The sequence below is a fragment of the Lysobacter sp. Root916 genome (assembly GCF_001429785.1).
In the GTDB taxonomy this organism is placed as follows: domain Bacteria; phylum Pseudomonadota; class Gammaproteobacteria; order Xanthomonadales; family Xanthomonadaceae; genus Lysobacter.
This window is the reverse complement of record NZ_LMJF01000013.1, coordinates 180,359-190,023: the sequence shown is the minus strand read 5'-3', so window position 1 is coordinate 190,023 and position 9,665 is coordinate 180,359. Positions and strand designations below refer to the sequence as shown.

The window sequence follows — 9,665 nt, the reverse complement described above, 5'->3', positions numbered from 1 at the left end:
CGGCGCGAGTGCGTTGCTTGAAYCCCGCCRCGCGCCCTCATCCGCCCTGCGGGCACCTTCTCCCGCAAGCGGGAGAAGGGAAGATCAAGGACGTCTCCCGCAAGCGGGAAGGGGGAGATCAAGAACCAGCGCTGTGAGCCCCTCTCCCGCTCGCGGGAGAGGGGTTGGGGTGAGGGCCCGGCGCAGGGCGCGCAGCTCCAACTTCATCCCGGCTCTTCATCCGGTCCGCAGCCCGTCCTGAGCCTGCCGAACGGGGCACCGCCTCCCACTGTTGGGAGCAGAGAAAGCCAGGTCGGGGACGTAACCAAGCGCCGCTAATCCGCGCCGCAAAGCGGAACACAGGACCGCCTTACTCCCGCTCTTCCGCCTCGTCGCGGCCTTCGCCCGCAGGCTCGTCGTCGAAACCGTCGTCGTAGGACGGCGGCATCGCCACGGTGTCCTCGGTCAGCACGGTGGTGCGCACCGGGCCGGCGGCCGGGCGGTTGCGCGGCGCGGGCAGCAGGGCGGTGGCGGCCTCGGCGGCGGCGATCAGTTCGTTGCGACGCTGGTCGGGGATCTCCTGCCAATGGCAGTCCAGCAGGGCGCCCTCGATCGCGTACAGCAAGTTGAGCGTCGGTTTGAAGCCCGCGCGCTTGACCCGCATGAAAGCCTCGACCGTGCCGATCGCGGCGATGTCCTCGTGCGAGCGCAGGCCGACCTGGCGCAGCCAGGCCGCGCTCTTGGGGCCGATGTTGCGCAGCTTGGCCGCGGTCATCGCAGCGACTCCACGAAGGCCTGGGCGATCGCTTCCAGGCCGCGCTGGTCGTCGGCGTCGAAGCGGTCGAGCTTGGGGCTATCGAGATCGAACACGCCGATCAGTTCGCCGTTCAAGGACAAAGGCACCACCAGTTCGGAGTTCGACGCCGAATCGCAGGCGATGTGGCCCGGGAAGCGGTGCACGTCGGCGATGCGCTGGGTCTGGCCGCTGGAGGCCGCCGCGCCGCACACGCCCTTGTCGAGCGGGATGCGGATGCAGGCCGGCAGGCCCTGGAACGGTCCGACCACCAGCTCGCGGCCGTCGTAGAAGTAGAAGCCGACCCAGTTGAGGTCCGGCAGGGCGTGATAGACCAGCGCCGACAGGTTGGCGGCGTTGGCGACACGGTCGCGCTCGCCCTCGATCAGGGCGCGGGCCTGGGCCAGGAGCAGGTCGTATTGTTCCGGCTTGCTGCCGGACAGGGGGTTGGCGGCGAACATACCGCGAGTGTAGCAGCGGCACGCCCGGGCATTACCATGGCCGGATACCGCCCCCCCAAGCCCGCCGCCGAGGATGCCGATGACCGAGTCAGGCTCGACCATGCCCGCCTTCCGCGAACGCGGCCACCAGGTGACACGGCTGGAAAGTTTCGTCGACGCCGCGTTCGCGTTCTCGCTGACGATGCTGGTGATCCTGTTCAACGAACTGCCCGACACCGTGGCGGAACTGCGCGAAGCGCTGCGGCGGGTGCCGACCTTCGTGTTCTGCTTCGTGCTGCTCGCCTTGTTCTGGGGCGCGCACAACCGTTGGAGCCGACGCTACGGACTCGACGATGGGCGCTCCAACGTGCTCAGCCTGGCCCTGGTGCTGGTGGTGATGATCTACGTCTACCCGCTGCGCATGGTGGTCTCCAGCGCGATGTCGATGTTCACCGGCGGCTGGGTCAAGAGCGAGTTGGGCATCGACCCGGCGCATTGGAACGCCGACCTGCAGACCGCCTTCATGGTCTACGCGGTGGGCTTCGGCCTGCTGTCGTGGATCGTGTGCGAGCTCAACCGGCACGCCTTGCGACGCGCCGACAAACTGGGTTTGACCGCGGCCGAGCGCTACGAGACCGGCACCGAGATCGGCCTGCACTGGATCCTCACCGGCACCGCCGTGCTGAGCCTAGCGCTGAGCGGCCTGGCGCTGGCCTGGCCCGGCGAGAACGCGCCGGGCCTGATCGCGGCGCTGCCGGTATGGGTGTACGCGGCCTTGGGCGCGGTCATGCCGGCCTACGCCGTGCGTCGCAATCGCCGATGGTTGGCCCATCAATCGAAGGAAGCCGCCGCTTGAGCGCACGCAGTTATTTCGTCACCGGCACCGACACCGGCATCGGCAAGTCGGTCGCCAGCGCCACGCTGCTGCACGCACTGCGCGCGCGCGGGCTGCGCGCGGTCGGCATGAAGCCGGTCGCGAGCGGTTGCGAGCTCACGCCGGAGGGTTTGCGCAACGAAGACGCGCTGCTGTTGCAGGCGGCCAGCGCGCCCACGCCCGCCTATGCGGACATCAATCCCTATGCCTTGCGCGCACCGCTGGCACCGGAGCTGGCCGCGGCCGACGACGGCGTCGAGATCGCGCTGCCGACCCTGCTGGCCGCGCACGCGCGCCTGGCCGCGCAGGCCGAGGTGGTGGTGGTCGAAGGCGTCGGCGGCTGGGCGGCGCCGCTGTCGGCGAGCCTGGACCAGGCCGAGCTGGCGCGCGAACTGGACGCGGCGGTGGTGTTGGTGGTCGGAATGCGGCTAGGCTGCATCAACCATGCGCGCCTGACTGCGCGTGCGATCGAGGCCGACGGCCTGCGCCTGGTCGGCTGGATCGGCAATGAGATGGACCCTCATATGGACCGACGCGATGACAATTTCCGTTTACTGCGTGAGCGTCTGCCCGCACCGTGCTGGGGCCGCCTGCCGTACGCCCCCGAACCCGACGCCAGCCGTTTTTCGCACTTGCTCGAGGTGGCATGACGGCGCTGGCCCCGTGACTTATGGGGGGTGGGGCCAAGTAGCAGAATGCTAGACTTTTCAGTATAGGAATTAGCGGCAACCACCGAGCGATCGCGCTCTAGACAACGATGGAACCGGAGTCTTTCCCATGATCATGATCCCGCGCTCCGCGGCCCTGGCCTTCGCGTTGGCCCTCGCACTCTCCGCTTGCGGAGGTGGTGGCGACGAACAAGCCGGCGGTGCGCCGCCGCCGCCGGAACTGGGCGTGATCAAAGCGCAGCCGGCGAACGTGCCGCTGCAGAAGGATCTGGTCGGCCGCCTGGCCGCTTACCGCAGCGCCGACGTGCGCGCCCGCGTACCGGGCGTATTGCAGCGCCGCGTGTACGCCGAAGGCAGCGACGTCAGCCAAGGCCAGGTGCTGTTCCAGATCGATCCCTCTCAGATGCAGGCCGAAGTCAGCCAGGCCCAGGCCTCGCTGGCCTCGGCCGAAGCCAACTACGCCAACGCGCGCGCCGCGGCCGATCGCGCGCGCCGCCTGGCGCCGGAGAAATTCATCTCCCGCTCCGACCTCGACAACGCGCTCGCCGCCGAACGCAGCGGTTCGGCCGCGGTGAAGCAGGCCGAGGCCGCGCTGGCCAACGCGCGCATCAACCTGGGTTACGCCACCGTGCGCTCGCCGATCAACGGCCGCGCCGGCAAGCAGCAGGTCACCGAGGGCGCGTTGGTCGGCCAGGGCACTGCGACCCTGCTGACCACGGTCGATCAGATCGACCAGCTGTACGTGAACTTCTCGCTCAGCGTGTCCGAGCTGGAACAGATCCGCCGCGCCCAGGCCGGTCAGGCCCAGGGCGAAACCCAGGTCCAGGTGGTGCTGCCCGACGGCACGGTGTATCAGCGCCCGGGCGTGATGGATTTCTCCGGCGACGTGGTCGATCCGGCCACCGGCGCGATCGCGCTGCGCGCGCGCATCCCGAACCCGGACAAGACCCTGCTGCCCGGCACCTACGTGACCCTGAAGGCCACTCTGGGCAATCAGGCCAACGCCTTCCTGGTGCCGCAGGCCGCGCTCCAGCGCGACGCCGGCGGTCCCTATCTGCTGGTGGTGGGCGCGGACGGCAAGGTCGCGCGCAAGGGCGTGACCGCCGACCGCAGCCAGGGCGGCAACTGGGTGATCAGCAGCGGCGTGGCCGCGGGCGATCAGGTCGTGGTTTCCGGCATCCAGCGCGCCGTTCCGGGCGAGGCGGCCAAGGCCACGCCGTGGCAGCCCGAGGGCGCCAAGGGCAAGCCCGATGCCGCCGCGCCGGCCGCCAAATAAGGACTGAGCGAACGCCATGTCCAGATTCTTCATCAATCACCCGGTCTTCGCCTGGGTCATCGCGATCCTGATCACGCTGGGCGGCGTGCTCGCGATCTTCAATCTCGGCGTCGAGTCCTATCCCAACATCGCCCCGCCTCAGGTGGGGATCTCGGCCAGCTATCCCGGCGCCAGCGCCGAAACCGCCGAGGGCGCGGTCACTCAGGTGATCGAGCAGCAGCTGACCGGTATCGACAACCTCGATTACTTCAGCTCCTCGTCCAGCGCCTCGGGCGGCTCCTCGATCACCCTGACCTTCGCGCCGGGCACCGATCCCGACATCGCCCAGGTCCAGGTCCAGAACAAGGTGGCGCTGGCGACGCCGCGACTGCCGGAGGAAGTGACCCGGCAGGGCGTGGTGGTGGCCAAGTCGAATTCGAACTTCCTGATGGTGGTCGCGCTGCGCTCGGAAAATCCGGGCGTGGACACCAACGCGCTCAGCGACATGATCGGTTCGCGCGTGCTCGACCAGATCGCGCGCGTGCCCGGCGTGGGCAGCACCCAGCAGTTCGGCAGCGAATATGCCATGAACATCTGGCTCAACCCCGAACAGCTGCAGGGTTACGGCCTCTCGGCCACCCAGGTGCTGAACTCGGTGCGCGGCCAGAACGTGCAGTTCGCCGCCGGTTCGATCGGCGCCGAGCCCTCGCCGAAGGAACAGGCCTATACCGCCACGGTCTCGGCCGAGGGCCGTTTCAGCACGCCCGAGGAGTTCGGCAACATCATCCTGCGCGCCAACGCCGACGGCACCACGGTGCGCCTGAAGGACGTCGCCCGGATCAAGATCGGTGCGCAGTCCTACGGCTTCGAGGCGCGCTGGAACGGCGCCCCGACCGGCGCCTTCGCCGTGCTGCTCAGCCCCGGCGCCAACGCCCTGGGCGTGGCCGAGGCGGTGCGCAAGCGCATGGACGAGCTGCAGACCAGCTTCCCGCAGGGCGTGAAGTGGTTCTCGCCCTACGACACCTCGACCTTCGTGCGGATCTCGGTGGAGGAGGTCGTCAAGACCCTGCTCGAGGCGATCGCGCTGGTGTTCCTGGTGATGCTGATCTTCCTGCAGAACCTGCGCGCCACCCTGATCCCGACTCTGGTGATCCCGATCGCCTTGATGGGCACCTTCCTGGGCATGTATATCCTCGGGTTCACCATCAACCAGCTCAGCCTGTTCGGCATGGTGCTGGCGATCGGCATCGTGGTCGACGACGCGATCGTGGTGATCGAGAACGTCGAACGCATCATGACCGAGGAGGGCCTCAACGCCCGCCAGGCCACGATCAAGGCGATGAGCCAGATCAGCGGCGCGGTCATCGCGATCACGGTGGTGCTGGCGGCGGTGTTCATCCCCAGCGCCTTCCAGGGCGGTTCGGCCGGCGAGATCTACAAGCAGTTCGCCATCACCATCGCCATGGCGATGGGCTTCTCCGCGTTCCTCGCCCTGGGCTTCACCCCGGCGCTGTGCGCGACCATGCTCAAGCCCACCGAGCACCACAAGTCGAACTTCGTCTTCCGCGGCTTCAACACGGTCTACAACAAGGTCGCCAACACCTACGTCGGCCACATCGGCAGCGCGGTCAAGCATGCGCCGCGCTGGATGGCGGTGTTCGTGGCGCTGGCGGTGCTGTGCGGCTTCCTGTTCACCAAGTTGCCGGGCAGCTTCCTGCCGGAAGAAGACCAGGGCTACGCGCTGGCGTTGGTGCAGTTGCCGCCGGGCGCGACCATGCGCCGCACCCAGGCCGTGTTCGACGACATGCGCAAGGCCCTGGAGAAGCAGGAAGGCTACGACGGCATGATGGAAGTGGCCGGCTTCAGCTTCGTCGGCCAGGGCGAGAACATGGGCATGGCCTTCATCCGCCTGAAGCCCTGGGACGAGCGCAAGGTCGACGCGAGCACCTTCATCCAGACCACCTACGGCACCCTGAGCGGCATCCGCGACGCCCAGATCTTCGTGATCAACCTGCCCACCGTCAGCGGCCTGGGCTCGTTCGGCGGCTTCGACATGTACCTGCAGGACCGCGGCGGCAAGGGTCGCGAGGCGCTGACCGAGGCCCGCAACATCCTGCTCGGCAACGCAGGCAAGAACCAGGCGCTGGTCGGCGTGCGCCCGAACACGCAGGAAGACTCGCCGCAGCTCAAGCTCGACGTCGACCGTGTGCAGGCGCAGGCGATGGGCCTGTCGGTGAACGACATCTACAGCTCGATCCAGCTGATGCTGGCGCCGGTGTACGTCAACGACTTCGTCGACAACGGCCGCATCAAGCGCGTGACCATGCAGGCCGATGCGCAGTACCGCACCGGTCCGGAAGCCTTGGCCCGGTTCTACACGCCCAACCCGTCGGCGGCGACCAACGTCGACGGCAGCGCGGCCGACCGCACCACCAACGCGATGATCCCGCTGACCAACGTGGTCCACAGCAAGTGGATCATGGCCTCGCCGTCGCTGACCCGCTACAACGGTTATTCGGCGGTCGAGATCGTGGGTTCGCAGGCGCCGGGGCATAGCTCGGGCGAGGCCATGAACGCGATGCAGGCGATCGTCGACAACGATCTGCCGGAAGGCTTCGGCTACGACTGGACCGGTCAGTCCTACCAGGAAATCCTGTCGGGCAATCAGGCGCCGATGCTGATGGCGCTGTCGATCCTGGTGGTGTTCCTGTGCTTGGCCGCCCTGTACGAGAGTTGGTCGGTGCCGGTGGCGGTGCTGCTGGTGGTGCCGCTGGGCGTGCTCGGCGCGGTGGTGTTCTCGCTGCTGCGCGGTCTGCCCAACGACATCTACTTCAAGATCGGCCTGATCACGGTGATCGGCCTGGCGGCGAAGAACGCGATCCTGATCGTGGAGTTCGCGATCGAGCAGCGCCAGGCGGGCAAGACGCTGCGCGAGGCGACCATCGAGGCCTGCAAGCTGCGTTTCCGTCCGATCCTGATGACCTCGTTCGCCTTCATCATGGGCGTGATCCCGCTAGCCATTTCGTCCGGCGCGGGCGCCAACTCGCGGCACGCGATCGGTACGGGCGTGATCGGCGGCATGGTCTTCGCGACCTTCCTGGGCGTGCTGCTGATTCCGGTGTTCTACGTGGTGGTGCGTCGCCTGCTGGGCGACAAGCTCGACGAGGCGCCGAAGATCGTGCGTCACGACGATGAGCCTCCGGCGGCCAAACCTGCGGTCTGATCCGGATCCGCTGTTACCGAAAAGCCCGCCGAACGGCGGGCTCTTCTTTGGGCAGCCGCCACGACGTTACGTCCACGCGTCCGCTTCGTATCTCTTGTGGGCGACGCTTCTCCCTGTAGGAGCGGCGTTCCGCAAGGATTTCCTTCGGCCATAAGCCCCGGCCGCGAACCCCGACGACGGCGACTGTTCGATTCCGGTTGCTCTCCAGGAGTCGATCGCTTGATCCACCATCTACTCCTGCAGCGAGTCCTCCAACAGGTTCACGTAGGTATCCAATCGGATACGCAGACCGACCAGCAACCATCCGCCCGCATACAGAAGCAACATCAGTAAGATAAAAAAGCCCGCTACGAGATTGACGTCGAACGCGCCAGCCCAGTCGCCCCACTTCCAGTCGCGAAATTGCAGATAAAGCGCGACCAGCACCGGAAAAATACCCAACCGCTGAATACCGCCGAACAACAGCCCCATTCGGTCATTCATGCTATTTCGTAGTGCCGTTGCGAAACGTAGACGCGCCTCCCGCTCCGGGGTAGGGAAGCGTTTGAGGTCGGCCACGGCGCCTTGCCATATGTCGAATTCCAAATCCATTTCGGCCGCATGCGTTTCGCGTGGACGCGAAAATTGCGGTAGCTCGCGTTTGAGCGTCAACACTACGGATACCGCCAACCCGACTACTTCAGCGACTACGCAAACGAGTGCGATCCAGAACGCCACCACCGGCTGGATCCAGTGTTGAAGCGCCGCGGCCCCGAGCCCGATGCCTGCCATGCCGATGCCGAACCAGAAAGACCGCCGCTCAAGCTTGGTCGGGGTTCCTCGTTGGCTTTCGATGAGATAGCCCTGCACGCGTTGGTAGAGCCACGCGAAGGTCAGCGGACTAGGGTGCGTCGGCCGCGACGCTGTCGCCGCATTCAACTCGGTTCCTTCCGTCTCCATTCTCGCCTCCTAGGCGCATCCTTCACCAAAGATGTTATCGCGCAGGCGCGGGCTTATTCGCCTGGCATTGGAAGCTAAGGAAGGTGGACCAATGGCGGCGACTCGCCCGCGCATAGGGTGGCGTCAACCGTATGCAGATAGACATCTGTCGGGTGTCCGTCTTGTCCCGTGGGTACTAAATCGCGCCCAACAAAAAACCCGGTAGCTGGCGCTACCGGGTTTCGTGTCCGTCGGGGGTACGACGAGGAGAGAGACCTTGCGAATTACTTGGCGGCGACCTTGGTCGCGGCCTTGGCGGCCTTCTCGACGTTGGCCTGGGTGGTCTTGGCGGCCGACTCGATCTGCGACTTGGTCAGCTCGCCGATGGCTTCGTTGGCCTTCAGGGTGCGGCCGAAGACTTCCTGGCCGGTGCTGACGGCGCGCTCGACGTTCTCGCGGGCGACCTGCGCGGCCTTCGGCCACAGGGTCTTGAGGCTGTCGAAGTCGCGGGCTTCGGCGGCTTCGCCGAAGAAGGCGAAGGTGGCGTTGACGCGCTCTTCGATCGCGGCCAGCTGCAGGCCGAACACGGCCTCGGCGTTGTCGAGGGTCAGACGGTTGACCTGAGCGGCCGTGTCAGCGAACTGACGCGTCGCGGCGGCGAACTGCTCGTTGAACTGCTGGTACATGGCGTGCTCCTAGAGATTCGGGTGGTCCGGGCCGGGGGAATGCCCGGATTGTGCGGTGCAGCATAATCCGGCTTTTGTTGCGTTGCAACATCGAACCGACCAGCGGTTGCCGACCGTTCATGCGGTCTTTGCAATCAACCACTTACAGGGTGAGTGGCGGTCGGGCGCGGCCCAGGATCGGCCGCGGCGATGACCGCGCGATGACGAAAAAGCGGCGGGCTCGGCCGCTCGGGCGGGGCTCAGCCGCGGTAGCGGCAGCCGGAGGTGCAGGTCTCGTGGACCACGATCTCGCTCAGCAGCGGCAGCGCCGGCTTCAGGCGTTCCCAGATCCAGATCGCCAGCCGCTCGCTGGTCGGGTTGTCCAGACCGGGGATGTCGTTGAGGTAGTGGTGGTCGAGCTGGTCGTACAGCGGCTGGAACGCCTTTTTGACGTCGCTGAAGTCCATCACCCAGCCGCTGTGCTCGCCAAGTTCGCCGTCCAGATGGACCTCGACCCGGAACGAATGGCCGTGCAGGCGCGCGCATTTATGGCCTTCCGGCACGTTCGGCAGCCGGTGGGCGGCTTCCAGGGTAAAGACCTTGAAGATGTTCATGGCGTCATTGTGCGGCAAGCCGCTGCGGTCGGCGATCCGGCCTTTGGTGAGGGCGGCGGATACGAAAAAGCCCGCTGGCGGCGGGCTTGAACTGCGGCGCCAGGCGCCTGAAACGATGGTGGCTATGGGTGGACTCGAACCACCGACCCCAGCATTATGAGTGCTGTGCTCTAACCGGCTGAGCTACATAGCCACGGGGAACCGCGAATTATTCATGCCGGCGCGGGTGCCGTCAA

General features: G+C 66.6%; 9 protein-coding genes and 1 tRNA gene. 4 read left to right on the top strand and 6 right to left on the bottom strand.

All coding sequences use genetic code 11. The features are described from left to right. Positions 1–349 precede the first annotated feature (349 nt). Together ASE35_RS22275 and ASE35_RS13325 are read right to left on the bottom strand one after the other, a co-directional pair. Positions 350–754 carry a TfoX/Sxy family protein gene (locus ASE35_RS22275; protein ID WP_056180446.1) on the bottom strand — a complete coding sequence of 135 codons (405 nt, stop codon included), beginning with the start codon at positions 752–754 and terminating at the stop codon, positions 350–352. Then, positions 751–1,233, bottom strand: a complete 483-nt coding sequence (locus tag ASE35_RS13325) for a GAF domain-containing protein (RefSeq protein ID WP_056180443.1) — start codon at positions 1,231–1,233, stop codon at positions 751–753. Before ASE35_RS13325 ends, ASE35_RS22275 begins: the two co-directional genes overlap by 4 nt. A gap of 79 nt (positions 1,234–1,312) precedes the next feature. Between ASE35_RS13325 and ASE35_RS13320 the strand changes: the two genes are divergently transcribed. The 4 genes from ASE35_RS13320 to ASE35_RS13305 all read left to right on the top strand — a co-directional run bounded on the left by ASE35_RS13320 (position 1,313) and on the right by ASE35_RS13305 (position 7,232). Next, positions 1,313–2,068, top strand: coding sequence for a TMEM175 family protein (locus ASE35_RS13320; protein ID WP_162250666.1), 756 nt, complete (start codon positions 1,313–1,315; stop codon positions 2,066–2,068). Beyond that, positions 2,065–2,736, top strand: a complete 672-nt coding sequence (gene bioD, locus ASE35_RS13315; protein WP_157489462.1) for a dethiobiotin synthase — start codon at positions 2,065–2,067, stop codon at positions 2,734–2,736. Before ASE35_RS13320 ends, bioD begins: the two co-directional genes overlap by 4 nt. A 127-nt stretch (positions 2,737–2,863) precedes the next feature. Further along, on the top strand, positions 2,864–4,030 hold the full coding sequence (locus ASE35_RS13310; RefSeq protein ID WP_082611269.1) for an efflux RND transporter periplasmic adaptor subunit: 1,167 nt from the start codon (positions 2,864–2,866) through the stop codon (positions 4,028–4,030). Positions 4,031–4,046: 16 nt separating this feature from the next. Next, complete coding sequence (locus tag ASE35_RS13305; protein ID WP_056180434.1) at positions 4,047–7,232, top strand: multidrug efflux RND transporter permease subunit; 3,186 nt, start codon at positions 4,047–4,049, stop codon at positions 7,230–7,232. Between the two features lie 231 nt (positions 7,233–7,463). On the opposite strand, the gene ASE35_RS22060 is transcribed toward ASE35_RS13305, so the two are convergent. The 4 genes from ASE35_RS22060 to ASE35_RS13285 form a co-directional block, all read right to left on the bottom strand. Next, the gene (locus ASE35_RS22060) at positions 7,464–8,171 is read right to left on the bottom strand and encodes a hypothetical protein (RefSeq protein WP_057164157.1); all 708 of its coding nucleotides are present in this window, start codon (positions 8,169–8,171) and stop codon (positions 7,464–7,466) included. Between the two features lie 263 nt (positions 8,172–8,434). Next, positions 8,435–8,836 carry a phasin family protein gene (locus ASE35_RS13295; protein WP_056180431.1) on the bottom strand — a complete coding sequence of 134 codons (402 nt, stop codon included), beginning with the start codon at positions 8,834–8,836 and terminating at the stop codon, positions 8,435–8,437. A 239-nt stretch (positions 8,837–9,075) separates the two neighbouring features. After that, positions 9,076–9,429, bottom strand: coding sequence for a 6-carboxytetrahydropterin synthase QueD (gene queD, locus ASE35_RS13290; protein WP_056180428.1), 354 nt, complete (start codon positions 9,427–9,429; stop codon positions 9,076–9,078). A 116-nt stretch (positions 9,430–9,545) separates the two neighbouring features. Next, a tRNA-Met gene (locus ASE35_RS13285) sits at positions 9,546–9,622 on the bottom strand. Positions 9,623–9,665 lie beyond the last annotated feature (43 nt).